General features: G+C 65.6%; 26 protein-coding genes and 2 tRNA genes. 15 read left to right on the forward strand and 13 right to left on the reverse strand.

Features of this window, described 5'->3' with window-relative positions; genetic code table 11:
- The first annotated feature begins 70 nt into the window (after positions 1–70).
- Positions 71–994: a dihydropteroate synthase gene (folP, locus tag D9V29_RS06785; protein WP_229790588.1), complete on the forward strand. Its 924-nt coding sequence runs from the start codon at positions 71–73 to the stop codon at positions 992–994.
- Positions 987–1739 (forward strand): pyrimidine reductase family protein, encoded by a 753-nt coding sequence (locus D9V29_RS06790; RefSeq protein ID WP_121672571.1) that lies wholly within the window; start codon positions 987–989, stop codon positions 1737–1739. Before folP ends, D9V29_RS06790 begins: the two co-directional genes overlap by 8 nt.
- Before the next feature lie 55 nt (positions 1740–1794).
- Here the strand turns inward: D9V29_RS06790 and D9V29_RS06795 are convergent, their stop codons facing one another.
- On the reverse strand, positions 1795–3672 hold the full coding sequence (locus D9V29_RS06795) for a helicase-associated domain-containing protein (protein ID WP_121672572.1): 1878 nt from the start codon (positions 3670–3672) through the stop codon (positions 1795–1797).
- A 12-nt stretch (positions 3673–3684) separates the two neighbouring features.
- A complete protein-coding gene (locus tag D9V29_RS06800) occupies positions 3685–3963 on the reverse strand; it encodes a multidrug ABC transporter ATPase (RefSeq protein ID WP_121672573.1) in 279 nt (92 codons plus the stop codon).
- Positions 3964–4142: 179 nt separating this feature from the next.
- On the opposite strand from D9V29_RS06800, the gene D9V29_RS06805 reads away from it, so the two are divergent.
- On the forward strand, positions 4143–4526 hold the full coding sequence (locus tag D9V29_RS06805) for a cold-shock protein (RefSeq protein ID WP_121672606.1): 384 nt from the start codon (positions 4143–4145) through the stop codon (positions 4524–4526).
- 47 nt (positions 4527–4573) lie between these two features.
- The gene (locus D9V29_RS06810) at positions 4574–5449 is read left to right on the forward strand and encodes a DUF3027 domain-containing protein (protein ID WP_121672574.1); all 876 of its coding nucleotides are present in this window, start codon (positions 4574–4576) and stop codon (positions 5447–5449) included.
- A 67-nt stretch (positions 5450–5516) separates the two neighbouring features.
- On the opposite strand, the gene serC is transcribed toward D9V29_RS06810, so the two are convergent.
- Positions 5517–6629 (reverse strand): phosphoserine transaminase, encoded by a 1113-nt coding sequence (serC, locus tag D9V29_RS06815; RefSeq protein WP_121672575.1) that lies wholly within the window; start codon positions 6627–6629, stop codon positions 5517–5519.
- A 127-nt stretch (positions 6630–6756) separates the two neighbouring features.
- On the opposite strand from serC, the gene D9V29_RS06820 reads away from it, so the two are divergent.
- The 4 genes from D9V29_RS06820 to D9V29_RS06835 all read left to right on the forward strand — a co-directional run bounded on the left by D9V29_RS06820 (position 6757) and on the right by D9V29_RS06835 (position 9556).
- The gene (locus D9V29_RS06820; RefSeq protein WP_121672576.1) at positions 6757–7452 is read left to right on the forward strand and encodes an iron-dependent transcriptional repressor DtxR; all 696 of its coding nucleotides are present in this window, start codon (positions 6757–6759) and stop codon (positions 7450–7452) included.
- Between the two features lie 276 nt (positions 7453–7728).
- Positions 7729–8571, forward strand: a complete 843-nt coding sequence (locus D9V29_RS06825) for a C40 family peptidase (RefSeq protein ID WP_183084937.1) — start codon at positions 7729–7731, stop codon at positions 8569–8571.
- Positions 8572–8908: 337 nt separating this feature from the next.
- Complete coding sequence (locus D9V29_RS06830; RefSeq protein ID WP_121672578.1) at positions 8909–9412, forward strand: HNH endonuclease; 504 nt, start codon at positions 8909–8911, stop codon at positions 9410–9412.
- A 72-nt stretch (positions 9413–9484) separates the two neighbouring features.
- A tRNA-Arg gene (locus tag D9V29_RS06835) sits at positions 9485–9556 on the forward strand.
- Positions 9557–9626: 70 nt separating this feature from the next.
- Here D9V29_RS06835 and D9V29_RS14895 read toward each other — a convergent pair.
- Positions 9627–9902 (reverse strand): hypothetical protein, encoded by a 276-nt coding sequence (locus D9V29_RS14895; RefSeq protein ID WP_183084938.1) that lies wholly within the window; start codon positions 9900–9902, stop codon positions 9627–9629.
- Positions 9903–10366: 464 nt separating this feature from the next.
- On the opposite strand from D9V29_RS14895, the gene D9V29_RS06845 reads away from it, so the two are divergent.
- The gene (locus D9V29_RS06845) at positions 10367–14098 is read left to right on the forward strand and encodes an AAA family ATPase (RefSeq protein ID WP_373294859.1); all 3732 of its coding nucleotides are present in this window, start codon (positions 10367–10369) and stop codon (positions 14096–14098) included.
- A 27-nt stretch (positions 14099–14125) separates the two neighbouring features.
- The gene (locus tag D9V29_RS14760) at positions 14126–14350 is read left to right on the forward strand and encodes a hypothetical protein (protein ID WP_147436230.1); all 225 of its coding nucleotides are present in this window, start codon (positions 14126–14128) and stop codon (positions 14348–14350) included.
- A gap of 76 nt (positions 14351–14426) precedes the next feature.
- Here the strand turns inward: D9V29_RS14760 and mscL are convergent, their stop codons facing one another.
- Genes mscL through D9V29_RS06860 form a run of 3 tightly spaced genes read right to left on the reverse strand, consistent with a single transcriptional unit; the run spans position 14427 to position 15764 of the window.
- Positions 14427–14831, reverse strand: a complete 405-nt coding sequence (gene mscL, locus D9V29_RS06850; protein ID WP_121672580.1) for a large conductance mechanosensitive channel protein MscL — start codon at positions 14829–14831, stop codon at positions 14427–14429.
- A gap of 19 nt (positions 14832–14850) precedes the next feature.
- Positions 14851–15135 carry an FmdB family zinc ribbon protein gene (locus D9V29_RS06855; RefSeq protein WP_121672581.1) on the reverse strand — a complete coding sequence of 95 codons (285 nt, stop codon included), beginning with the start codon at positions 15133–15135 and terminating at the stop codon, positions 14851–14853.
- 44 nt (positions 15136–15179) lie between these two features.
- Entirely contained in the window at positions 15180–15764 is a 585-nt protein-coding gene (locus D9V29_RS06860; protein WP_121672582.1) for a 5-formyltetrahydrofolate cyclo-ligase, read from the reverse strand.
- 91 nt (positions 15765–15855) lie between these two features.
- On the opposite strand from D9V29_RS06860, the gene galU reads away from it, so the two are divergent.
- From galU to D9V29_RS06880, 4 genes are all read left to right on the forward strand, one after another.
- Positions 15856–16749: a UTP--glucose-1-phosphate uridylyltransferase GalU gene (gene galU / locus D9V29_RS06865; protein ID WP_121672583.1), complete on the forward strand. Its 894-nt coding sequence runs from the start codon at positions 15856–15858 to the stop codon at positions 16747–16749.
- A gap of 24 nt (positions 16750–16773) precedes the next feature.
- Positions 16774–17439, forward strand: a complete 666-nt coding sequence (locus D9V29_RS06870; RefSeq protein ID WP_183084939.1) for a GNAT family N-acetyltransferase — start codon at positions 16774–16776, stop codon at positions 17437–17439.
- Between the two features lie 77 nt (positions 17440–17516).
- On the forward strand, positions 17517–18446 hold the full coding sequence (locus D9V29_RS06875; RefSeq protein ID WP_147436231.1) for a hypothetical protein: 930 nt from the start codon (positions 17517–17519) through the stop codon (positions 18444–18446).
- Between the two features lie 43 nt (positions 18447–18489).
- Positions 18490–18562, forward strand: a tRNA-Ala gene (locus tag D9V29_RS06880).
- 25 nt (positions 18563–18587) lie between these two features.
- Here D9V29_RS06880 and D9V29_RS06885 read toward each other — a convergent pair.
- Positions 18588–19448 (reverse strand): Fpg/Nei family DNA glycosylase, encoded by an 861-nt coding sequence (locus D9V29_RS06885; RefSeq protein ID WP_121672585.1) that lies wholly within the window; start codon positions 19446–19448, stop codon positions 18588–18590.
- Between the two features lie 81 nt (positions 19449–19529).
- Between D9V29_RS06885 and D9V29_RS06890 the strand changes: the two genes are divergently transcribed.
- Positions 19530–19961, forward strand: a complete 432-nt coding sequence (locus D9V29_RS06890) for a hypothetical protein (protein ID WP_121672586.1) — start codon at positions 19530–19532, stop codon at positions 19959–19961.
- Positions 19962–20100: 139 nt separating this feature from the next.
- Here the strand turns inward: D9V29_RS06890 and D9V29_RS06895 are convergent, their stop codons facing one another.
- From D9V29_RS06895 to D9V29_RS06915, 5 genes are all read right to left on the reverse strand, one after another.
- Positions 20101–20526 (reverse strand): DUF1801 domain-containing protein, encoded by a 426-nt coding sequence (locus D9V29_RS06895; protein ID WP_121672587.1) that lies wholly within the window; start codon positions 20524–20526, stop codon positions 20101–20103.
- Positions 20527–20557: 31 nt separating this feature from the next.
- On the reverse strand, positions 20558–21742 hold the full coding sequence (locus tag D9V29_RS06900) for a glycosyltransferase family 4 protein (RefSeq protein ID WP_121672588.1): 1185 nt from the start codon (positions 21740–21742) through the stop codon (positions 20558–20560).
- An 81-nt stretch (positions 21743–21823) separates the two neighbouring features.
- On the reverse strand, positions 21824–23089 hold the full coding sequence (locus D9V29_RS06905) for a DUF445 domain-containing protein (RefSeq protein ID WP_121672589.1): 1266 nt from the start codon (positions 23087–23089) through the stop codon (positions 21824–21826).
- 30 nt (positions 23090–23119) lie between these two features.
- Complete coding sequence (locus tag D9V29_RS06910) at positions 23120–24118, reverse strand: DUF4349 domain-containing protein (protein WP_121672590.1); 999 nt, start codon at positions 24116–24118, stop codon at positions 23120–23122.
- Positions 24119–24127: 9 nt separating this feature from the next.
- On the reverse strand, positions 24128–24433 hold a 306-nt coding region (locus D9V29_RS06915), incomplete at its 5' end, for an integrase core domain-containing protein (protein WP_147436232.1).

Here is a 24433-nt window from a genome sequence, read left to right on the forward strand (position 1 = left end):
AACCGGGAAGGATGCCGTGAGCCGCGGCGACAGGAGATCAGGATCGCGTCGCGTACGGCACGATGGGAGGATGACAGCTCCCCTGGACGCGTTCGACGATCGGATGCTCGTTCCTTCCCTGCCGGTTCGCACCCTGGGATCGCGGAACTTCGACTTTTCGCGGCAGGTCGCGGTGATGGCCGTCGTGAACCGGACACCGGACTCGTTCTACGACCGGGGAAGCACCTTCGGACTCGATGAGGCCGTGGCCGCAGCCCTGCGGGCCGTCGCGGACGGGGCAGACATCGTCGACATCGGTGGCGCACCGTTCGCACCGGGCCCCGAACTTGCCGTGGCTCGGGAGATCGAGCGGGTTGTTCCGGTGGTGGAGGCGGTTCGCGCCGAATCTGACGTCGTTCTTTCCATCGACACGTTCCAGCCCGAGGTAGCCCGCGCGGGAATCGCAGCGGGGGCGGACGTCATCAATGACACCACGGGGCTGCGGAACCCGGCGATGATCGCTGCTGTCGCGGACAGCAGCGCGAGTGTCGTGATCACGCACAGCCTCGCCGAGCCCCGGTCGCCGTTCGCCCGCCCGCAGTATGCCGATGTCGTCGCCGAGGTCCGGGCGTTCCTCTCCGCGCGCGCTGGTGCGGCGCTCGACGCCGGTATTCCGGCCGAGCGGATCATCGTGGACCCCGGCCACGACCTGAACAAGAACACGATGCATTCGCTTGCGCTGACCAGACGCTTCGGCGAGATCGCCTCGCTGGGATTCCCGGCACTCGCCGCGGTGTCGAACAAGGACTTCATCGGCGAGACCCTCGATCGCGATCGGGCGGAGCGCGTCTACGGGTCACTGGCCGCTGCTGTGGTCTCCATCCTCAACGGAGCAAGGATCCTCCGGATGCATAACGTGGCCCCTGCCGTCGACGCGGCGAGGATGACCGAGGCCATCCTCGGGTTCCGGCAGCCCGCGTACCTGCGTCACAACATGGGGGAGAGCAATGACTGAGCCCGCTGTGTTCTCCCTCGCGCCCGGGGGCAGCCTCACCGACGACGACATCACGGCCGTCTATGCCGTCGACGATCGCGCGTCCGCCTGGTTCCGAGTGAACTTCGTGTCGAGCATCGACGGGGCAGGAACCCACGACGGCCTCACCGCTGGCCTCGGAACTCCTGCCGACCGCCGGGTGTTCGACATCCTGCGGCGGCTCTCGGATGTCGTTCTCGTCGGGGCGGGCACCGTCCGGGCGGAGGGCTACGGGCCCATGCGCCTCGACGCTCCCGGCGTCGACTGGCGGCTGGCACACGGGCTTTCCGCACAACCCGTGTTCTGCATCGTCTCGGCGAGTCTTGACCTCGATCCCGCGCACCGCATCTTCACGGATGCCCCGGTGCGGCCGGTTGTCGTGACGGTCGCGAGTGCCCCAAGTGACAGGCGGTCAGCGCTCGGGGAGGTCGCCGATGTGGTCGTTGCCGGCGATACCACCGTTGACATCAGCAGGACGAAATCGGTCCTGGCGGAACGCGGCCTGACGCAAATCCATTCGGAGGGCGGCCCGCGTCTGTTCGCCGACGCCCTGGCACTCGACGCGGTCGACGAGATCTGCCTGACGATCAGTCCGTTCGCTGAGGGACCCGGCGCCGGGAGAATCGTCGCGGGCGATACCGACGGCATCCAGCGGAGAATGTCGCTCGCGTCGGTTCTCAGCTCGGACGGAACGCTGCTACTGCGCTACCTGCGCACCCCGGCCTGAGCCGAGCACATTCGTCGAGGATCGCAGCGCTTGAGCCCTGCTCGGATGCCGGTGCCTATTTCAGGGCGAGGATGCTGGACAGAGGCAATGTGCGCTCGATGTCCGCCTTCTTGTCCCGCCCGCGGAGCCTGCCCCCGGCGACGCCGGTGGGCTCGAGCACGAAGTCCATCGGACCGGACCGAGGCACGTCGACGGTCACGGTGACCGTCTGTTTGGCGCGGATGGCGGCATCGAGCTGGCGGGCGATCCAGGCGAGGTCGGTGCTGCCTGACACCTCTGACTCGACCTCGCGGAGTCTGCTGATCAGCGTTCCGTGATCAGGGAGGGGCGCGGGTTCGACCGGTGGGGATACGCGCCGCCGACGCAGGCTGATGGGTGTCCCATCGGCGGTTTCCGCAGCGACGGGGTAGCGAGCATCGCTGATCGCCCAGAAGACGACCTCGAACTCGAACCGGCTGAGCAGGCGCTTGTGTCCGTCCGGGCGCAACGCGACGGAGCTGAGAGCCTGGTCGACCTGCAGCAACCCAAGCAGGGCGTCATCGTCGGAGCGGATGTAACTTCTCGCGTTGGGATAGGCATCACGCTCTGATTCGGGCATCGCTCCGACACGGATGGCGCCGAACCTCGAGGCCGCGTGCGCGATGAGGTAGTCGACCGGCTGTGGGATACCGGTGAGCGAGATACCGGCGAGAAATCCCAGCATCCCCGGTGCCGTCTCTCCGGCGGAGAGGGCACGGTTCACGCTCTCGGCCGACAGCCGGTAGCTGAACGCCTGCGCTCGGCCCTCGAGGTCAGCGAAGCCCCGCAGGCGGAGGTCGAGTTCGGGTTCGAGCGGGCCGGGCGCAATGATCGTGAGGTCATGCTGGAGGTAGACCTGCCGGACGTGAGTGGGGAAATGGGAAGACATCGACGTCGCGGCTGCCGCGGCATCCGTCTCGAGGAGGATGCGCCCGGCTGTACTGGGTACCTGCGTGTCGGGGGAGGGCCCGCTCGTGATTCCGAGCATGGCCGCCTGGTCGGTCACACGGGTGACCTGGTTCGAGATCCACTCACCGCCCGCGGGGTACAGCCACCGGGCGAAGTCGTGGAGAGCGTTGCCCCACGTGCAGCGGGTGCGGGCGACGAGGACAGCGCGCACCTGCCGCGGAAGCGCGTCGAGCCAGGCGGCTGCGAGCACACGCCAGCGTTCGCCGGCGGTCATAACCAGCCAGGCCTCGCCCGCCGGGGACGTGAGCCAGAGTCCGGGCTCGTGGTGAACGAGTCCGGCGCGGACGGCGAGGTCAAGGTATGCGTCGATTTTCGAGCCGGCGACGTGCATCGCCAACGAGAGCCGTTTGCGTTCCGGCAGCGCCGGTCCACCCTTGCCGAGTTCGCGCGCGGGGCTGGCGAGAAGCTCGCTGAGCAACTCGGCGCTCGCCGATGTTGTTGCGAACGCCTGTTCCGCCGCGCTGAGGTCGGTGAGGGCTGCGGACGCCTCGGACGGCACAGGAGGCAGGGAGGGGGCGGGGTCGGATGCCAGGTGCACCGCGATCGGGGCACCTGACGTGGGCCACGTGGTCAGGACGGACTGAACCGCGTCGATGGAGCTGAATCCGTCATCCACACGGGTGAGAAGCGCCCTGTCGGCAGCGGAGGATGCGCGACTGGCGACGTCGGTCACGTCGACGTTCGTCGATCCCAAGGCAGCCAGGCGCTCGGCGATCCCCGCGGGCGACAAGGGCTCGGGCGTCGCCGCAGCGATGACCCCGAGGATGTTCCGGTCCAGGCGCTGGAGCGCGCCCCGGATGTTCGCCGGATCGAGAAGCAGCTCTGCAAGGTCGAAAAAATCCTGCGCCCTCGCTGCGGGCGTGATTCCGCGCTCCGTCAGGAGCTCCTCAAGCGCGGTGTCGGAGAGCGCCCGGAGATTTCCTGCGAGGGTGAGGATATCGGTCATGGGAGCTTTCGGTCAGCGCCCCGGCTGCTCTCGGCCGGACTCGCGGGCGCGACGGACGGCACTGGAGATCATCAGGGTGATGAGGAGGACGATCGCCAGCGGAAGGCCGATGTACGGCACCATCACGACGACGGGCCAGATGCCGGTCGCGAAGTCCTCGGATCCCATACCCTGCCCCGTGCCGACCATGATCGCGACGAACGTGCCGACGGAGAGCAGGACCAGGGCGAGCAGCATGAACGCGAGGATCCGCTCGAAGCGGCTGGCGTTGTGTGTTGAGGGATCGGTCACAGTCTCAGGGTATCGCCACAGTGCTCGCGGACCGAACGGACGAAGGGTGCCGGGCTTGTCGACGACGCTCTAAGCTGGAAGCGCGGGTACCCTCCCGTTCGTTGGCGGTCTTTGCCGCAACGACAGCACCGCATGTCCGCCTCACCGGCGGCGTGTCCAGTTCACAGCGAGGTTCGTCCATGCCCACCGGCAAGGTTAAGTTCTACGACGACGAGAAGGGCTTCGGCTTTATCTCGAGCGACGATGGCCAGGAAGTCTTTCTGCACGCCTCGGCTTTGCCCGCAGGAGTGACCTCGGTCAAGGCTGGTACCCGGCTTGAGTTCGGCATCGCCGACGGTAAGCGTGGTGTGCAGGCACTGTCGGTGCGGGTGCTCGATGCCCCGCCGAGCCTCGTCAAGATGAAGCGCAAGCCTGCTGATGACATGGCCATCATCGTCGAGGACCTCGTCAAGCTGCTCGATGGCCTTGGTGGAGATCTCCGCAGGGGTCGCTACCCCGATAATGCCCACAGCCGCAAGGTTGCACTGTTGCTGCGACGCGTGGCCGACGAACTGGACGCGTGATCGCCGCGCCAGGCTGGGCCCGCCGTCTTTTCCAGAGGAGCACTCCGATGACGAACGCCGAGAACTCCACCATCGAACCGACGGCCGAGGCAGTGGTTGGCGACGCTTCGGCGCCGGCAACCGAACGTGCCCCAGACGCCGGTGTGATCGAAACCGCTGCGACCCAGACGGATGCTGCCGAAGACGCAAAGACCGAGACGGCACCTGAGCCAAATGGATCGGACTCATCCGCTCCTGCGCAGGACGTCGCAGCAACCGAGGGCGAGAGTGCGGACGGTGAAACGAGCGAGGCGGAACCGGCACCTGCGGGGGAGCCCGCTGCGCGCCCGGAGCCGGTGACAGACGAGGTTCTGCTCGCCTCCGTCGACATTGCGCGAGCGGCACTGCTCGAGGTCACTCCGGCCGAGACGATCGGTGAACCTGTCGGTCACGTGGCCGAGGACGACCATGTTCTTTCGCTCTTCTTCGACAGCAAGCTTCGGGGTTACCCGGGCTGGCACTGGACGGTCACGCTGGCCAGGACCGATGACGGCCCGGTGACCGTGCTCGAAACAGAGATGATGCCGGGCGACAACGCGCTTCTCGCACCCGAGTGGGTGCCGTGGTCCGAGCGTCTTGCCGACTACCAGGCCGGCCAGGAGAACGAAGCACGTGCCCTCGCCGAGGCAGCCGCTCTTCTCGGCGACGACGAGGACGAGGACGACGAGGAAGAATTCAGCATCCTCCACGCCGGCGACGTCGACGGCGTGGACGTCGATGAGGCCGACGAATCAGACGCTGATGACGACGATTCGGACGACGACGAGTCAGATGATGACGAGTCAGATGACGATGACGACGAGTCGGACGACGATGACGACGAGTCGGACGATGATGACGACGAGTCAAACGACGACGAAGACGGTCCGGAGCGCAGCTACTGAGACTCGATCCACGTGAGAGCGTGAAAAAGGCCCCCTCCTCGGAGGGGGCCTCTTTTCGTGTTCTGTCCTAGAGGGCGTCGACGACGAACTCGATGCACCGCGTCAGCTGTCGCACGTCGTCAGGCTCGATCGCCGTGAACGTCGCAACGCGCAACTGGTTCCGTCCGAGCTTGCGGTACGGCTCGGTGTCGACGATGCCGTTGGCGCGGAGGACCTTCGCGATAGCGGAGGCATCGATGGCATCATCGAAATCGATGGTGACGACGACCTGAGATCGGTGCTCGGGGTTCGTGACGAACGGCGTCGTGTACGACGTCTTCTCTGCCCAGTCGTAGAGGTGTGACGACGACTCACTGGTGCGTGCTGAGGCCCAGTCGAGGCCGCCGTTGGCGTTCATCCACTCGATCTGGTTGTCGAGCATCACGAGCGTCGCCACCGCGGGAGTGTTGAGTGTCTGGTTGAGCCGGGAATTGTCCACCGCGTTCTTCAGGCTCAGGAACTCGGGAATGTAGCGACCGGATGCCGCGACCCGCTCCACGCGCTCGATCGCGGCGGGAGAGAACAGCGCGAACCACAGACCGCCGTCCGACGCGAAGTTCTTCTGCGGCGCGAAGTAGTAGACATCCGTTTCGGATGCGTCGATCGACACGCCGCCTGCGGCACTCGTCGCATCGATCACGGTCAGTGCGCCCTCGTCGCCGGCGACCCGGCGCACGGGGGCCATGACCCCAGTGGACGTTTCGTTGTGCGGCCAGGCGTAAACGTCGATGCCTGCGACGATCTCCACCTCGCTTCGGGACCCACCGGGGGCGTCACGTACGAGGGGTGCGTCGAGCCACGGTGCTGCCGCCGCTTTGGCGAACTTCTGGCCGAACTCTCCGAACGTCAGGTTCTCGCTGCGCTTCTCGATCAGCCCGAAAGCGGCGGCGTCCCAGAACGCGGTCGACCCACCGTTGCCGAGGACGACTTCGTACCCGTCGGGGAGGGAGAAGAGCGCGTCGAGGCCGGTGCGGACGCTGCCGACCAGATTCTTGACGGGGGCCTGGCGGTGCGACGTGCCGAGGAGGGCGGCGCCGGCGCGCGTGACGGCATCCACCTGCTCTGCGCGCACTTTGGAGGGTCCGCATCCGAAGCGGCCATCGGCGGGCAGGAGTTCTTGGGGAAGAGAAATCTCAGGCATTCTCTGATTCTAGAAGCCTGCGCATGCAGTGTCCTGCTCTGCGCACCGTGCCAGGCAGGTGCGGCACCGTGCCGTCGCGCCGGACCGCTAGGCTGGTCGGAACTGCGCTCAACCCTGGGAGACGTCAATGACTGACCTGATTGACACCACCGAGATGTACCTTCGTACCATCCTCGAGCTGGAGGAAGAGAACATCGTGCCCCTGCGCGCGCGGATCTCTGAACGGCTCGGCCACTCGGGTCCAACGGTGTCTCAGACGGTCGGTCGGATGGAACGTGACGGGCTTGTCGTCGTGTCCGGCGATCGTCATCTCGAGCTCACGATCACCGGTCGCCGCAAAGCCGTGCACGTCATGCGCAAGCACCGGCTCGCGGAACGGCTGCTCAGTGACGTCATCGGGCTCGAATGGGAGTTCGTGCACGAGGAAGCCTGTCGCTGGGAGCATGTCATGAGCGAGCAGGTGGAGCGCAAGCTCCTCGCGATGCTCGACCACCCCACCGAGTCCCCATACGGCAACCCGATTTCCGGGCTCGATGAACTGGGCGATACGCCCGCGGCCACCTTCTCCCATGGTGTGACAAGCATCGTCGAACTGGTCCGCAGCAACACCACCCCGGTCACGGCGACCATCCGGCGCCTCGGCGAGCCCGCGCAGGTCGATCCGGAACTTCTCCTGCAGCTCAAGCAGGCTGGCGTCATGCCGGGAAACGTCGGTATCTTCTCTGCCGTAGGGTCTTACGTTCTGGTTCGGGTTGAAGGCTGCGGAGACGGACTCGAATTGCCCAACGAGGTCGCGGGACACATCTTCGTTCAGGACGCGTAGCCCCGCGAATTCGGGCTCTCTTCGGCGCTCGCGCGAACGCGACCCCGGAGCATCCGCCGGTCATCGACCGTTATGAATTTGTTAAAAACCTGTGGATGAAGGTGACAAATTGGTAACGGTCCCGTAACCTCGGGGATGTCCGAAGGTCGGAAACCGACCGCAGGACCCGGCACAGGGCGCCTCATTCGCTCGTTCCCCTGTGCTGTGAAACCCGATATTCACTGCGAACGAGACAGCTCTGCCCTACCGCTGTGCGAGGCGCCGGACGTTCCCACCGTGGCCACACGTTCTCATCCTGACTCTGTCGGGGACTCGTTGCAGCCCATGGGCTCCGATACCGGCTCGAACCAGGATGTCGCCTACTCGCGCCGCGCCGTCGCCGGCGCAGCAGCAGCCTCCAGTGCACGACCGAGCGCCGCAGCAAAATCCAGCACCTGGAAGACCTGGCGTTCCACCGCCATCATGGCTCTCGTCGTTCCCGGGCTCTTCGCTACCGTCGCCCTCCCGGCATACGCCTTCTCGCCGATCGAGGAGAACGCGGCAGGCAGCTCGACACTGCAGTCGCTCAAGGAATCCGGTGCCCAGTCGCTTTCTGTCGACGCGGGCGTCACCGCCAATGCCGTCGCCCGCGACGGTTACTCCGCAACGACGGAGGCTGAGCTCGCCACCGCGCGGGCGGCGGCAGAGGCCGAGGCCCGTCGCGCCACCTTCGTCAGCACCCAGAAGACCTTCGCCGGACCTTCCGCCGAAGACCACCTCGCGAACCCGTCGTACCCCAGCTTCAGCCTCGACCAGGTGTTCGCCGTCGCGCTGCAGTACCAGGGCGTTCCGTATGTTTACGGCGGCGCAACCCCGGCCGGTTTCGACTGCTCCGGTTTCGTCAAGTACGTCTATGCGCAGTTCGGTATCAATATGCCGCACTCGTCTACAGCTCAGGGCAACATGGGAACCCGCATCTCGGTGGCTGACGCCGTCCCCGGCGACCTCGTTGTGAGCGCAGGACACATCGGCTTCTACGCTGGCAACAACATGATCCTTCACGCATCGCGGCCAGGAACACCGCTGCGCATCGGCCCGATCTATGCAGACAACTGGTGGATCGTCCGGATCGGAATCTGATCGACGGATTGCTGTCCACTCGATGAACAGCGACCGCACCGGCTGAGAATCGGCGTGCCTTCGGGAGAAGGTGCGCCGATTGTGGGTTACATTAAAGCCCTGACCTTTGGAAAGTGCGGGAAGCTCATGGATCGAATACCCGGTATCCACACCACGGATGCTTGCGGTTGTCTCGGCCACGGGCCTGCCGGCCACACATGTCACTGCCTCATATCGGTTGTGAATAGGCGCTGTCTGTAAAGACGGCGCCTTTTTGTTTGCCCGGATCCTCTCTTCTCCCCAGGTCGGAGAACACGAATGACCGTGAAGCCGTCACGGCGATTTGAGAGGAACCGACATGCGCACACTGGTGTTGAACGCCGGGTACGAACCCCTTGCCATCGTTTCATTCCGACGGGCGCTCGTGCTCGTCATGAATCAGAAGGCATCCATCGTCGAGATCGACACCGGCCACCCGGTGTGGGCGACCGATGGTGCGCATGACCGGCCATCCGTCATCGTCCTGACCCGGTACGTGAAGATCCCGAACTCGCGACGGGTGCCGGTGACCAGGCGTGGAGTGCTCCGCCGGGATGCCAACAGGTGCGGCTATTGCGGTACCTCCGCGTCGACGATCGACCACATTCTCCCGCGCTCGCGTGGGGGAGCAGACACCTGGGAAAACCTCGTCGCTTGCTGCCTCCGCTGCAACAACGCGAAAAGTGACAGGACGCCGGCTGAGATGGGCTGGTCACTGCGGACGAAGCCGCGGATGCCGTATGGCCCGACCTGGGCGGTGCGCGGTGCGGAACGCGCGACGGAATCATGGGACCAATACCTCACCCCCGCGGTTGCCGCCTAGGGATGAACGGGAGCCGGTCGGGTGCCGCGCAGTGCGTTGCGTCGGTCCGGCTCCGCTAAACTCAGAGAGTCAGCCTCTGTAGCTCAACGGAAGAGCACCTCCGTCCTAAGGAGTTGGTTGGGGGTTCGAATCCCTCCAGGGGCACGTCACGACGAGAACGGGGTCGTTCCCGGGGGAAACCCGGGAACGACCCCGCTTTTCTTGTTGCAGCCCGTCATCGGAGGCGGGTGAGGCCGGCACCCCACAATTCATGCTGACTGCGGAGGTGTTCTCGCTGCACCTCCGCCTCGTGACGCTCGCGGTCCGAGGGCGCTCGGCGTCGGCGGCTCGGCCTGATCGGTCGGCGTCCCCAGGTGACGAGAGCGACGCCGAGGTGGAGGGCGGCCCTGTCCACGAGACCGACACGGCGCACGGGGCGCTGCTCGAGGACAGGAGTGGGTTGGGGTGGGTGGTCAGAGCGACGCGGTGTGGTCGCCAGTTGCGTTTTCATGGTGGATTCCTTGATGAGGGCGGATCCGGGCGTGCGAAACACGCGTTCGGACTCGCCGAAGAGAGCTGTGGCCGCGAGAGATGCGGCCGGGAAATGACGCATGAACGCGTCAATACGGGGTGAGGTGACCTGGGGACGAAGCACGGAACGTGCCTGCTGGTCCTTCTGGTCGAGCTTCGGAAGCGTCACCACCGTCTGGGCCGGTGGGGTTTCCTACTGGCCGATCAGGCGGTGAAGACGCCGACGAAGCCGGCGGTGTGGAATGCGATTGCATTGGCGATGAACATCACGCTGACTCCTTTCGTCATTTTGGCGCAGGCACGACAGTACTGGAGTGCGGGTTCGAAGCGCAAGAACTTTTTTCAGGCGACTCGAGGCGAGCCGAGGCGCCCAAACACGGCAACTCGTCGAAAACCCGGTGGTGCTACCGGCGTTTGCCCCGTCCAGCGCTTAGTGTGTGGGTTGTGTGGCGGCTAGACAAGAAACCAGATGAGCGCGATTTTGATATCGACGCCAATACTTCGCTTGCGCTCTCGGTCACCAGCCCGACTGACCTGAGCGCCGGCGATCCGAACTTTGCGGTGGGCAACGTGGCAGAAACCGAACGGCAGCGCTGGCGCAGCCAGCTCCGAGCGGTGGGTGGACGTTCGCCCCTGCTCCATTTCGTCGACGAGCCCCGCACCCGCATCGAGCTGAGTTCGACCCACCCCGGTGGGCTGCCTCAATTCATCACCGGACACTCGACGTTGCTGTCGAACCTGATCCGCGACGAACTCGCCCTGCGAAGCGCCAAGGCGGCCGCAGACCAGATCACCGTCAAGGGCGTCGAGCTTCGCACTGTTCGCGGCATCGAGTCGGTGCACCTCGCCATCGGTCTTGCCCAGTGGCGAAACAACGGCGAGGACTTTTCCGCCCCCGTACTTCTCCGCCCCGTCGCGATCCGCCGCTACGGCCGTGACTTCGAGCTCAAGCTCAAGGGCGCTCCATTTTTGAACCCCGAACTGGCCCGTGCCCTCCACGAGCAGTTCAAAATCACGCTCGACGCCGATGCCTTCGAGGCACTTGCCGTCACGAACGGCGTGTTCAAGCCCCAGCCGGTCATCGATCGCCTTCGCGGCCTTACCCAGCATCTTGAATGGTTCAGCGTTCAGCCACGGCTCGTCGTGTCGTCCTTCGCGGATGTCGGCAATGCCCTCGTTCGCGACGCCAGCGACCTCGAGCACCCCGTCCTCGACGCGCTCGCCGGAAATCCCGGGGCCCGGCGACTGGTCGAGGGAATGTTCAGCCCGGTGGATGCCATCGGCCAGGACGAGCGCCCCCCGACAACCGACACCCTTCTTCTCGACGCGGACACCGAGCAGGAGAACGTGATCGCGCAGATCTCGGCCGGCCATTCCATCGTCGTCACCACCCTCCCCGGGACGGGCGGCACGCAGACCGTCGTCAACGCCATCGGTGCCCTCGTCTCGCAGCACAAACGAGTCCTCGTCGTCAGCGCTCGGCGCTCCAGCCTCGACGGCATCCGTCACCGCTTCAGCAAGGTCGGGCTCCCCGGTTTCACCGTGAGCCCGGCGACCATCCGGCGTGACCTGATCCAGGCGATCTCCCGCAACGAGAAAGCCGTCGCCCCCAAGGTGGCCGAGGTCGATGACGCCCTCGTTCGCCTGCGCAAGGTCCTTCTCGACTACCGTGGGTCGCTCCGCCGCGTCGACAGCGGTCTCGGCGTCAGCGTCATCGATGCGCTCGAAGCGCTCACTCGGATCGGCAACCTTCAGGTTCCTCCGACCACGTCCGCCCGGCTCGATCTCGGCAGCCTGGAGAAACTCGCTGGCAATCGCCAGATCGTCGCCCGCCAACTTGCGACGGCGGCAGCCCTCGGCGAATTCCAGTACGGACCGGATGACTCGCCCTGGTACGGAGCGCACTTCGCCAGCACCAAACAGGCGAAGGCAACGCACGACCTGGCCAAGAAGCTCCACCGCACCGAACTGCCCAGGCTGCTCGAGCGTGGCTACGAACTCATCGGGCAGACCCGCATGCGGGCGTTCGAGTCGGTCGAAGAACTCGGCGTCTACCTCCGGCTGCTTCTCGACGTCCGCGAGACCCTCGATAAGTTCCAGCCGAGCGTCTTCGACCGCTCACTCGGTGAGCTCATCGCCGCGACGAGCAACCGGCGGGACGCCCCCGCCATGTCGGGAGCCAACCGTCGCCGGCTGAAGAAACTCGCCCGCGAATACGTACGACCCGGCGTCCACGTCGCGGACATGAACGCCGCTCTCCGTCGCATCCAGCAGCAGCGGACGCTCTGGCAGCGCTACGTCGCCGCCGGGGTGACCCCGGAGGTGCCTCTTGGCATCGCCGACGTCCAGGTCGCCTACCAGCGTGTCGTCGAAGACCTCGGCAAGCTCGATGTTCCCCTCGGCCGCGATAAGTCAGCCGCGCTGATCTCCCTGCCTGTGAAGGAACTGGTCCGCCTGCTCTCCGGGCTTGCCGCTGACTCCCAGGTGATGGAGAACCTCCAGGAACGCACCACGCTCATCGCTGAGCTGCGTGAGAAGGGCCTGGCCCCGCTGATCACCGACCTGTCGGTGCGGCACGTCCCCGAGGAGCAGGTCGCCGCTGAGCTCGAACTCGCGTGGTGGCAGTCGGTGCTCGAGCACATGCTCGCGACCGACCGCGCACTGCTCGGAGCCAACACGAGCGTCATCGACCGTCTGGAGGCAGACTTCCGGCTGGTCGACGAAGCGCACGCGTCAGCATCCGGCGCTCTTCTCGGCGCGATGCTCTCCGACACCTGGAAGATCGGCCTCGTCGACTTCCCCGATGAGGCGACAGCGCTCAAGAAACTGCTCCGCGGAGATGGCACCACTCCGGCGAAGCTCGAGGCGACGGCGCCGCACCTGTCGCGGGTGCTCTCGCCGGTCTGGCTCGCGTCACCGTATGAGGTTCCCGTTCTTCCCGAGGGAGTGCGCTTCGATGCCGTCTTCCTCGTCGACGCTGGCGCGACGACCCTCGCCGAGAACGCCACGGCAATCCGCCGAGCCCGCCAGATCGTCGCGGTTGGCGACCCCGTCACCCAGAGCCCGACCCCGTTCGAGATCGCGATCGGAAACGCGCCGGAACCGGATGCCGTCGACGACGTCGACGCCCGCCACGCCGATTCCGCGCTCGCTCACCTCTCGAATCTCCTTCCGACGCTCACGCTCACCCGCAGCTACCGCGCCGGCGGCGAAGACCTCGCCGAACTGGTGAACCACCGGTTCTATGGCGGCGAAATCGAGTCGCTTCCGTGGGCGGGATCGTTCCTCGGGCACGGCAGCCTCACCCTCGACTACGTCCCCAATGGGCACGGGATGCCCGACCCGGAGACCGGGGGAGTGGAGAGCGTCGACGCCGAGGTCGCTCGCGTCGTAAACCTCGTTCTCGAGCACGCCATCAACCGGCCGCGTGAATCGCTCATGGTGATTACCGCGAGTGAACGGCACGCCACGCGCGTGCACCAGTCGGTCATCTCCGCGTTCGCGACGCGATCCGACCTGTCCGACTTCATCCTCAAGGAGCGAGCCGAGCCCTTCACCGTGCTCACCCTCGAGCAATCGGTCGCCGAGAGCCGTGACCGGGTCATCTTCTCTCTGGGCTACGGCGTCACCCCGCACGGACGGGTCCTGTCGAACTTCGGCTCCCTCGGCGAGCCGGGCGGTGACCGTCTCCTCGCTGTCGGGATGACCCGCGCGCGCAGGTCCATGGTCATCGTGTCGTGTATCCGCCCCGAGGACATCGACGTCGGTCGCTCGCAGCACGGGATCGCCGCGCTCACCGAGATCCTGCGGCAGCCGGTACAGCATGAGCCGACGCCACCGGCCACGGATGGCGCTGAGCCGATGTTGCTCGACCTTGCAGAGCGGTTGTATCGCAGCGGCCTGTCGGTCGAGGTCGGGTACCGCGGCAAACTCGCGCTCGTCGCGTCGTACGACGGCAAGGCGATCGCGGTGGAATCCGACCCCGAGGTGGGTTCGGATTCGCTGCGCGAGTCGCTGAGACTGCGCCCTGACGTCCTGCGTCGGCTTGGCTGGCACTACCTCCGCGTGCACAGCTTCGACCTGTTCAGCGACCCGGACGGGGTCGCAGCGAAGATCGTCTCGATGCTCGGCGCGCCTTCGCCACAGAAGGATGCCGCATCCGACGAAGACGCGTAGACCGTTTGCAGCGCTTAAACTGGGACCATGTCTGACGTTCCCGCTGTCTCTCAGGCGACCGGCATGCCGGTGACACGCCTGCGCGGGTCGAGGCGCGTTGTTCGGCCGGGAGCGCCCGGTACTGACCCGACCCCTCAATCGGTGGAGGATGCCGTCCGGGCGGCCGAAGACACCGACACATCGTGGAGCACACGATCGTCGGACAGCAACGACGATCAGTTGAAGCAGGACGTCCCGCCGCACTGGGGCTGACCCGGCGTCAACGAACAGACCCGTTAACGAACAAACCGCGGGCAACCGAAGCCGCCCGCGGTATGCCTGTGCGGTGTTACGGACGCATGTTGTTCTTTGCGAGGAGGTCGCGGATCTCGGTGAGCACGTCGATCTCGGTGGCGGGAGCATCCTCTTCGACGACTCCGGCCTTGCGGCGGGACTCGGCGTGCTCCTTCATCTTGTTGATGGGGAGCACGAAGATGAAGTAGACGACGGCGGCGACGATGAGGAACGTGATAACCGCGCCGATGACGGCACCGAACTTCAACTGGGCGTCGCCGAGAGTGAGGACGAGGGAGTTGTCGAGGCTGTCTGCGTCGAACGCCGCCGCGATCAGCGGGTTGAAGATGTTTTCGACGATGGACGTGACAACGGCGGTGAACGCCACACCGACGACGAAGGCGACGGCGAGGTCGATGACGTTGCCTCGAACGATGAAGTCCTTGAACCCTTTGAGCATGGTGGTGTCCTGCCGATCTTTATGAAGGTGTAGCGGTTGAAGTCCCTGTCGAGGATCCGCCGGAACTCCCGGCGGTTGACGGCGACGATACCGTCTTTTCGGCCTTTCCAGCGGACGACTTCTCGGTTTTCCGCGAATCATTGCGATAGAAGCCTGAGCCGTTGAACGTCACACCGACGGCGCTGAAGAGCTTGCGCAGTTTTCCCGAGCACGTGGGACATTCGGTGAGTGAGGAGTCGGTGAACGACTGCTGGATGTCAAAGGCGACATCGCAGACGGTGCATTTGTACGAGTACGTAGGCATGGTGGTTTCCTGGCTGGTTGCGGCAGTGTGCCGGGTCGGGAGTGCTAGAAGTCGAAGACGCGCGACGGCGTGACGACGCCGTTGACCGGCTGGTCGTGAATCTCACGCGGAATGGAGTCGAGAACCTCGTGGTCGTAGACAACCGCGTAGACCGGCGGGCACTTCTCCATCGAACCGAGAGTCTTGTCGTAGTACCCCCGACCCCAGCCGAGGCGCGTCCCGTCCGGGCTGATCGCAGCGGCGGGAACCAGGATCAGGTCGACATCGTTGATCGCGATGGGGCCGAGGGCGTCGCCGACGGGTTCCGGCATGCCGAACATGCCCTGCCGTTCAACGTCGCCGTCCGGGCTTCCGACGGTCCAGTCCAGTAGTCCGTCTTCCCGGGTGATCGGGAAAAGGACCCGGATATCGTTCGCCAGCGCCCAGTTGAGGAAGGGGCGGGTGTCAGGTTCGTTGGGCGCCGAGAGATAGCAGGACACGCTGCGGGCGTCGAGCCCGGTGACGAGAGCGACGAGATTGTTCGTCAATCCGATGGTGGCGTGCTCCCGCTCGTTCGCGGTGAGATGCTGTCGCCGTTCGCGGAGTTCGGCACGCATCGCGCGCTTTTCATGATCCGCAGGCGTGGGCATAGGTCCATTCTATCGAGAGGATGCGAACCAGACGGCATCCGTTCGCTGCAAGCCTGTCCCGGCGAAAATCGGTGCCCACTACGATTGAGCCATGTCGTCATCAGTTCGCAAAGTTGTCATCCCCGCCGCAGGCCTCGGAACGCGATTCCTCCCGGCCACCAAAGCGATGCCGAAGGAGATGCTTCCCGTCGTCGACAAGCCAGCGATCCAGTACGTGGTCGAGGAAGCGGTCAGCGCAGGCCTCAACGACGTGCTGATGATCATCGGTCGCAACAAGAACGCGCTCGCCAACCACTTCGACAGCGTCGTCGAACTCGAACTCGCCCTCGAAGCAAAGGGTGACACGAAGCGCCTCGACCGGGTCGTCGAATCCAGCGAGCTGGCCGACATCCACTTCCTCCGGCAGGGAGACCCTCGTGGCCTCGGCCACGCCGTCTCGCGGGCACGCCGCCACATCGGGAACGAACCGTTTGCTGTTCTCCTCGGCGATGACCTCATCGACGCTCGCGACCCGTTGCTCACGACGATGATCGCCGAGCAGGAGAGCCGCCAGGCCACGATCGTCGCCCTGATGGAGGTTCCGGCATCGACGATCTCGATGTACGGGTGCGCCGCCGTCGAAGCGACCGACAACCCTGACGTCGTCCGGGTGACCGGTCTGGTCGAGAAGCCCTCTCCGGAGGATGCTCCGTCCAACCTCGCCATCATCGGCCGGTACGTGCTGACCCCCGAGGTCTTCGACATCCTCGACCGCACGGCACCAGGAAAAGGCGGTGAGATCCAGCTCACCGATGCGCTGCAGGAGCTCGCCGCAGACGAGTCGATCGCCGGGGGAGTGTACGGAGTGATCTTCCGCGGACGTCGCTACGACACGGGCGATCGCCTGGACTACATCAAGGCCATCGTTCAGCTCGCATCCGACCGTGAAGACCTCGGAGTCGAGCTCAAGCCGTGGCTCAGGGACTTCGCCGCGAACCTCGACTAGCTCGCTGCCCGAAGGAGAACCGCGGTGGCTCAACCCGTTCCCGTGCTGATCGACGGCCCAATCACCGTCCGCCCTGTCCGCATCCGCGATGCGAAGGCGCTGGAGCACGAGCTCCTCAGCAACCGGTCATGGCTCCGGCCATGGGAGGCGACCAGCCCGTACGCGCCGCGATCCTTCGACATGCGCTCGAGCATCCGTTCGCTGCTTCAAAACGCCCGCTCCGGGGGAGGGCTTCCACTCGTCATGGAGTACGACGGAGAACTGGCCGGGCAGCTCAATGTTTCGGGCATCACCTACGGCTCGCTCTCGTCCGCGACACTCGGTTACTGGGTGTCGGAGCGCTTCGCCGGCCGTTCGGTGACGCCGACCTCCGTCGCCCTCGCCACCGACTACTGCTTCACAGAGCTGGGGCTGCACCGGATGGAGATCTGCATCCGTCCCGAGAACCGGCCCAGCCTGCGGGTTGTGGAAAAGCTCGGATTCCGGTACGAGGGTTTCCGCCGACGGTACATCCACATCAACGGCGACTGGCGTGACCATTTCTGCTTCGCCCTGGTGCGGGAGGAAGTGCCGGAGGGAGTACTCAATCGCTGGAAAAGCGGGAACGTTCCCTCGGATGCCGCCGAGGTTCCTGCGGTCGACCGGGTCGCCGCGCAATCTCCCCTGGTTCCTCGACCGCCTCTTTTCTGAACCTTCAACCTCAACTTTCGGGTGACACACCCCTCGCAATGAGAGCCGAAGTGCCGGCACGCTCGTAGTTTAGAGCCATGACTGGTGGCGGGCTTCTGAGTGGCGGGATAGTTTTTGCTGTTGCCGCGGTGCTCTGGATCGTCTACCTGCTGCCGACCTGGATGCGGCGGAGCGAATACGTGGCGACGGAACGCAACGCGATCCGATTGCAGCAGACTCTTCGGATTCTCGCTCAGACAGCTGAGGCACCCCAGGAGATCCGGGTCGAAGCGACAGCACGCGATGTCGCCGAACAGCAGAAGATTCTCAAGCGACTCGAGGCGGAAGTCAAAGAGCGAGCCCGCCTCGAGGCGACTGCGTCAGCGGAGGTCGCACGGGCGAGCGCCGCTGCCGCGATCGCAACGCTCCGGGCCGAACCCCGGGTCCGGATCGCACGTGCCCGTCGCCGGGCACGGCTGGCGACCACCGGCGTCCTTGTCGTTGCACTCGCAGCGGCCGGCGCTGGCGGCTGGACTCTCGCCACAGGCGGTTCCGTTCTGCTCCTGAGCGCAGGCGGCACGACCGCTGCCGTCGCGCTTGGCCTGATCATCCGGATGGCGAAAGTGGGCGCGCGCAGCACGGGAATCACCGTGCAGCTTCCCGCCGTGCAGAAGAGCGCCGTGTTCGAACCGGTCGAGATGGAGACGAGCGCTCCAGCCGCTGCCACCTGGACGCCGACACCGCTCCCCAAACCGCTTCACCTGTCCCAGGGCTCGATCGCCGCGGAGACAATCGCCCAGGCCGACGCCCACGACGCTCTCCGGCGCGCCGCGATCGCCCAGGTCATGGCTGCGCGTGCGGCCGAAAGCGCTCCTGTCGTTCCGACGATCGCCGCGAAGCCGGTCGAGCAACCGGCCGCAACGACCGGGTCGCCGAGCAGGTTCGCTGGCATGGGAATCGTCGATGAGTCCGAGGTCGCACCGACGGACATTTCCGCGATCCTCCAGCGCCGCCGCGTCGCAAGTTAGTGAATTCCGCGCGGCCGATCGCGTGATAATCTTGACGACATCAGGGCCTATGGCGCAGTTGGTAGCGCGCCTCGTTCGCATCGAGGAGGTCAGGAGTTCGAATCTCCTTAGGTCCACCCTGAATATCTGTTCCGCGGTGGGTTACTTCAGCAGCCGCGACAGCACCCGGTCGGCGAGGGGCTTGCCTCCGGTCTGGCACGTCGGGCAATACTGGAACGTCGAGTCGCTGTAGATGACCTGCCGTACCATGTCGCCGCAAACCGGGCACGGTTCGCCGGTGCGACCGTGAACCTGCATCGCGATCTTCTTCTCCTTCTTCAGTTCAGATGCCGCGAGGCCGTCAGCGCGGTCGATCGCGTCGAGGAGGGTGGCACGCATCGCGTGAAACAGCCGCTCTGCCTCGTCGGTGGTCATCGCCGCCGGTTTGAAGGGTGACATCCGGGCCGTGTGGAGGATCTCATCGGAATAGGCGTTGCCGATCCCCGCGATCAGTGATTGGTTACGGAGCACACCCTTGATCTGCGAGCGCCCCGCCCCCGCCAGAATGCCGGCGAAGGCCTCGAAGGTGAAACCGGGGGAGAGGGGGTCAGGGCCAAGCCTCGCAATCCCCGGTACGTCGAGCGGATCGCGCACCACGGAGACCGCGAGGCTCTTCTTCGTGCCTGCCTCCGTGATGTCGAAGCCGGAGCCATCGTCGAGCACCAGGCGGGCCGCCAGCGCCGTTCTGCCTGGCTTACCGGGCGCAGCGGGCGGATCGGAGCGCCAGCGCAGCCAGCCCGCTCGCGCGAGGTGGATGATCACGTGCAGCTCACCGATCTCAAGGTCGAGGAACTTGCCGTGTCTGCCGACGGACGCGACCACACCGCCGCTCAGGGCGGACACGGGCGGGTCGAATGTCTTGAGTGCGGCAAACGAGATCAGGTCGAACCTGTCGACGGTGCGCCCGGTCAGGAGTGAACGCAGATCGACGACGAGCGCATGGACCTCTGGCAGTTCTGGCACGCTTTGAGTCTGGGCCAGCCCACTGACATCCGTCCAGCGTCCCACTCGTTAGTCTGGGAGGAGTTCAGCAGAAGGAGACTTATGTTCGAAGGCGGCAGTTGGATCTGGGGCATCGCACTCATCGCGATGCTCGTTGTCGTGATCGCGCTCTTCGGACGACGACTCAAGGGAGCCTTCTCGGCGGAAGGATCCGCGCGCTTCGACACGACCGAGATCCCACCGGACGACCCGGAAACGCGCGAGTTCATCGTTCGAGACGACCAGACCGGGTCGCGCATGCAGTTTGTCACCCTGCACGAGCAGGGGCGCGTTGTCAGCATCGTCGTTCCGCAGAAACACCTGAGGAAGGGCGTGGAAGTCGATCTGTTCGAGGCCGTCGTGCCCACCGCTCCCCAGGTGCGTCGGTGGAGCTGGCCGCAGACGACACCAGACGGATACGCGGCGCTGCAGATCATCGCGAGGCGGATGCCGGACCTCGAGTTCATCGACGCGCAGGGAAACCGCGTGGTCTGACACCCTCAGGTCGTCGGGGATCGTGGCGTACCGCAACGCCAGCACGAATCCGCTTCGCCCTCGCACAGCGCGCCGCACGTCTCACAGACGAGGGTGAGCCAGCACACCGGGTCGCCGGACAATTCGTCGCCGTCCGATGTCATGGCGCCTTGTCGAGTGAGCCCTCGGCGTTCGCGTACGCGTGGGCGATCAGTTCGCGGAGTACGTTTTCGTCGACGCTCCCCAGCTTCTTGATATAGACGCACCCCTTGCCCAGGGTGTGAGGGCCGAGCCGGGTGAGCAGCTCGTCACTGGAGGGATGGCCCTGGAGCCCGTAGAGGGTCATGGCGGTCTTGCGCGGAGCAAAACCGACCTTCATCGTGTCGCCCTCGTGCCCGCTCGCGTACCTGTAGTGGAAGGACCCGAAGCCGACCATGCTCGGTCCCCACATCGCTGCGTCCTCGCCGGTGACCTCCGCCATGATCGCGCGCAACAGCACAGCATCCGTTCGCCGCTTCTCATTCTCGATCGAAGCGAGGAACTCGTCGGGGTCGGATGCCGTCTGCACGGTCTTCTGCTCAGCCATCTGCCCATGATGGCACCGCGGCTCGAGGGACTCAACGACTGCCGGTGAACTGCGGTCTTCTCCTGGCCGGTCGGGCGCCGGTCGGCCAGCCCCGGCCCGGCTGCGTGAGGTTCAGCTCGACCGCCTCGGAATAGTGGCCGATGAGCGCACCACAGACGCTGGTCCACGTTCTGGGTGCAACGCTCGCCCTCGCTGCCGACGCAAATGCCTTGCGCTTCGTCTCATCACCGGTGAGGTCTGCGACGCGACCGCGAAGCCCGGCCAGGTCACCGGGGCGATACAGCCAGCCTGTCCTGCTGGAGTCGACGAGGTCCAACGGCCCGCCTCTACCGGTCGCAACGACGGGTACCCCACTCGCCATCGCCTCCTGAATCGTCTGGCAGAAGGTCTCAGACTCCCCGGGGTGCACGAAGACGTCGAAACTTGCGACAGCCGTCGCGAGTTCGGCTCCGGAGAGGAAACCGAGAAACAGCGCGTGAGGGAGCAGGCGTTTCAGTCGCTCCCGCTCCGGACCATCCCCGACGATGACGAGGCGCATGTTCGGGATGTCCGAAAGCGCCACCAGATCTTCCACCTGCTTCTCAGCGGCAAGGCGGCCGACGTAGCCGAGAACCCGTTCTCCCGCCGGTGCGACCCGCTGCCGCCAGGCGTCGTCGCGATTGTCGGGGGAGAAGCGCTCCGAGTCGACGCCGCGAACCCACAGGCGGATCCTGTCGATGTCGTGGCTCTCGAGCTGGGCGAGCGAATGCTGGGAGGGCGCAAGAGTGAGAGTTGCGCGCTGGTGGATCCGCCGGACGTGATCCCAGAGAAGTGGTTCCGCCAACGGGTATCTGTAGCGTGCCGCATAGGCGGGAACGTCGGTCTGGTACACGGCCACGGTGGGCAGCGCGAGGCGCTCAGACGCCCGCAGCGCTCGCCAGCCAAGGACGAACGGTGAGGCGAGATGCACGATGTCGGGGCGAAAGCCGGCAAGCAGCCGGGTCAGCCGCGCCGCGCTGCCCGTCGCGAGTCGCACGTTCGGGTATGAGGGAAGAGCAAAGGCCGGCAGCGAGGCCACCGGATATCCGTGCAGTTCTGACGGAGTGGCTGAGGCCCTCGGTGCGATGACGAGGACGTCGTCGCACCGATCGGCGAGGTGCTCGAGGATTCGGAGGAGGGAGTGGGTGACGCCGTTCATGTGCGGCAGGAAAGACTCGGCAACCAGTGCGATTCTCATACAGTCAGCTTCACGGCGCCGGCTCTCGTCTCGGCGGACGACCGGCGTCGAGAAGATGACCGTTCGGTGACCGATGTTCGTTCAGCCGCCGAACACCGTGGTTGCGACGGTGAAGATCACAAGACCGGCGAGAGCGCCGACGACGGTGCCGTTGATGCGGATGAACTGAAGATCCTTGCCCACCTGCAACTCGATCTTGTCGCTCGTCTCCTTCGGGTCCCACCGCTCGATGGTCTCGGTGATGACCCCGGCGATCTCGTGACGGTGCTTGTCGACGAGCGCCACCGCCGCATCCGTCACCCAGTCGTCGACCTTGTCGGTGAGCCGGTCGTCGCGGCCGAGGCGCTCGCCGATGTCCATCAGCGTGGCGGTGAGCTGGCGTCGAAGGCCGCTCTCGGGATCCTCGAGCGAGGCGATCAGGGCCTCCCTGGTCGTGTTCCATGCCCGGCTGGCAAGATCACGTACGCGGGGGCTGTCGAACATCTCGCTCTTGACCCGCTCGAACGCGGCAATCGTCTCCGGGTCGTCCTGCAGCTTGTGCGTGAGTTCAGCGAGATAACGATCGAGGGCGACACGGGCAGTGTGCTGGTCGTCCGTGCGCATTCGGTGCACGAACTCGACGGCTTCGCGGTAGATCCGTTCGTCGACGAGACGATCCACGAACGACGGCAACCAGCCGGGGAGGCGCGCGGAAACCAGGCGCGAGAACGCGGCGGGATTGGTGGTGAGCCACTCCTCGAGTCCGTCGAGCAACAGATTGACGGCGTTCTGGTGTCCGCCGTCTGCCACCAGTCGCTCACCCCAGGCACCGAGGTGCTCGCTCCAGCTGGGATCGATGATGTGGGTTCGGGCGAGCTGCTCGACCACGTCCTGCACGTCGTTGTCGTCGAGGAGTTCGAGCGTGCTGCGTGCTGCAGCTGCCGCGTCGTCGGAGAGCCGAGTTGCGTTCTCGGGGCGCGCAAGCCACGCTCCCACCGTGCGGCCGATCGCGACCGATTCGAGCTTTTCCCGAACGACAGTGGTGGAGAGAAAATTCGACTCGACGAATTCGCCGAGACTGGCGCCGATCTCGTTCTTTCGCCGAGGAATGATCGCCGTGTGCGGGATCTTCAGACCAAGCGGATGCCGGAACAGTGCAGTCACCGCGAACCAGTCGGCGATCGCACCGACCATCCCCCCTTCGCTCGCGGCGCGCACCCATGCCAGCCAGTGGATATCGTCCTGCAGTGCGAATGAGATGCAGAAGATGACGGCCATGACTCCGAGCAGACCCGTCGCCGTCCGCTTCATCCGGACGAGCGCCACCCGGCGCTCAGCGTCGAGAGGGCTGTCGATCAGTAACGTCATTCGCCCATCGTATGTCGCGGGCACACGCCGTCAGACGGGCTTGCGAGTGGCCGCTTCCGCACTCTGGGCCGCTGAGCCCGCGGGAGGGGCAGGGGAGGCCATTGGCGTGGACGCGACTTCGGTCGGCAGTGGCGGGCGCGGGGGAAGCGGCTGGTCCGGGTAACCGGGAGAGCCCGGTGGGCGGGCGCTGCCAGCGGGACGCCTGCGGCGCACGAGCCAGACGACGAGGGCCGCGAGGAGGGCGAGCGGGACGAGCCACGGAAGAGCGATACCGAGCACGACGAGGAGCCCGCCGACGAAGGAGATGAGTGAGGTGAAGCCGACAACGACACCGCCCCAGAAATCTCCCGGAGCGGCCCCCGCCACCTCTCCCGGTGTGGTGATATACATCTCGACGGTCGCGAGGTCCACGCTGTCCCTGAGGGAGTCGCGCTGAGCGGTCAGTCCGTCGAGTTCACTCTGGCGCTCCGACAGGGCCGCCTCGAGGTCGATGAGGTCGGCAGTCGTCGTCGCCTGGGACATCATGGTGAGCAAGCGACTGACACTCGTCTCGAGCGCCGTGATCCTGGCGTCGAGATCGGCGGACTGAGTCGTGACATCCGTCTCATTCAGCGAGGAACGGAGAAGCTCGCCCAGCGCCTTCAACTCGATGAGCGTCGCATCGAGAGAGCCCGACGGCACCCGGAGGACGAGCTGGGCCGAGCCATCGCTGGGCTCCTCTGCGGGAGAATCGGTACGACTGTCCACGTGGCCGCCGGCCTCCAGCGCGACGCCGACGGCGTCGTCAGCGACCGCGATGGGATCGGATGCTGCCAGGGAGATGGACGCCGTGCTCACGACCTGACGATCGGCCTCATCGCCACCAAGGTCCTCCGATCCTTCGACCTGTGGTTCCTGGACGCCTCCTCCGTCGGAAGATGCGCCGCCCGACAGAGCTGCAGAGCAGCCGGTGAGCAGGGTGAGCACCAGAAGCAAGGCCGTCAGGGGAGCAACGCGACGGCGGCTTCGTTCGATCGTCGAGGAGTTCATGGCCTCACTCTAGATGTACTGCCCAGCAAGGTTGGTTAACCGGCTGATGGGTGGGTGGCCTCCGATGGCGGTGTGGGGTCTGTGGTGATTGTATTCGTGGAGCCAGGCCGGGAGTGCGTTTCGGCGGGCTGACTCGGTTGTGTAGTGCTTGCTGAATGCCCAACCGTCGGCGAGGGTGCGGTGGAAGCGTTCGATCTTCCCGTTTGTCTGCGGCCGGTAGGGCCGGGTCTTCTTCGCCTTGATGCCGAGCTCGGTGCAGGTGTCGCGCCAGAGGTGGGATTTGTAGGCGGAACCGTTATCGGAGAGTACCCGCTC

Source organism: Mycetocola manganoxydans, assembly GCF_003667545.1.
Classification (GTDB): Bacteria; Actinomycetota; Actinomycetes; order Actinomycetales; family Microbacteriaceae; genus Mycetocola_A; species Mycetocola_A manganoxydans.

Bases quoted from the DNA above. Each gene is read 5' to 3' on its own strand.
- folP (WP_229790588.1), top strand. From the start codon at position 71: ATGACAGCTCCCCTGGACGCGTTCGACGATCGGATGCTCGTTCCTTCC.
- D9V29_RS06790 (WP_121672571.1), top strand. From the start codon at position 987: ATGACTGAGCCCGCTGTGTTCTCCCTCGCGCCCGGGGGCAGCCTCACC.
- D9V29_RS06795 (WP_121672572.1), bottom strand. From the start codon at position 3,672: ATGACCGATATCCTCACCCTCGCAGGAAATCTCCGGGCGCTCTCCGAC.
- D9V29_RS06805 (WP_121672606.1), top strand. From the start codon at position 4,143: ATGCCCACCGGCAAGGTTAAGTTCTACGACGACGAGAAGGGCTTCGGC.
- D9V29_RS06810 (WP_121672574.1), top strand. From the start codon at position 4,574: ATGACGAACGCCGAGAACTCCACCATCGAACCGACGGCCGAGGCAGTG.
- serC (WP_121672575.1), bottom strand. From the start codon at position 6,629: ATGCCTGAGATTTCTCTTCCCCAAGAACTCCTGCCCGCCGATGGCCGC.
- D9V29_RS06820 (WP_121672576.1), top strand. From the start codon at position 6,757: ATGACTGACCTGATTGACACCACCGAGATGTACCTTCGTACCATCCTC.
- D9V29_RS06830 (WP_121672578.1), top strand. From the start codon at position 8,909: ATGCGCACACTGGTGTTGAACGCCGGGTACGAACCCCTTGCCATCGTT.
- D9V29_RS14895 (WP_183084938.1), bottom strand. From the start codon at position 9,902: ATGAAAACGCAACTGGCGACCACACCGCGTCGCTCTGACCACCCACCC.
- D9V29_RS14760 (WP_147436230.1), top strand. From the start codon at position 14,126: ATGTCTGACGTTCCCGCTGTCTCTCAGGCGACCGGCATGCCGGTGACA.
- mscL (WP_121672580.1), bottom strand. From the start codon at position 14,831: ATGCTCAAAGGGTTCAAGGACTTCATCGTTCGAGGCAACGTCATCGAC.
- D9V29_RS06855 (WP_121672581.1), bottom strand. From the start codon at position 15,135: ATGCCTACGTACTCGTACAAATGCACCGTCTGCGATGTCGCCTTTGAC.
- D9V29_RS06860 (WP_121672582.1), bottom strand. From the start codon at position 15,764: ATGCCCACGCCTGCGGATCATGAAAAGCGCGCGATGCGTGCCGAACTC.
- galU (WP_121672583.1), top strand. From the start codon at position 15,856: ATGTCGTCATCAGTTCGCAAAGTTGTCATCCCCGCCGCAGGCCTCGGA.
- D9V29_RS06875 (WP_147436231.1), top strand. From the start codon at position 17,517: ATGACTGGTGGCGGGCTTCTGAGTGGCGGGATAGTTTTTGCTGTTGCC.
- D9V29_RS06890 (WP_121672586.1), top strand. From the start codon at position 19,530: ATGTTCGAAGGCGGCAGTTGGATCTGGGGCATCGCACTCATCGCGATG.
- D9V29_RS06895 (WP_121672587.1), bottom strand. From the start codon at position 20,526: ATGGCTGAGCAGAAGACCGTGCAGACGGCATCCGACCCCGACGAGTTC.
- D9V29_RS06900 (WP_121672588.1), bottom strand. From the start codon at position 21,742: ATGAGAATCGCACTGGTTGCCGAGTCTTTCCTGCCGCACATGAACGGC.
- D9V29_RS06905 (WP_121672589.1), bottom strand. From the start codon at position 23,089: ATGACGTTACTGATCGACAGCCCTCTCGACGCTGAGCGCCGGGTGGCG.
- D9V29_RS06910 (WP_121672590.1), bottom strand. From the start codon at position 24,118: ATGAACTCCTCGACGATCGAACGAAGCCGCCGTCGCGTTGCTCCCCTG.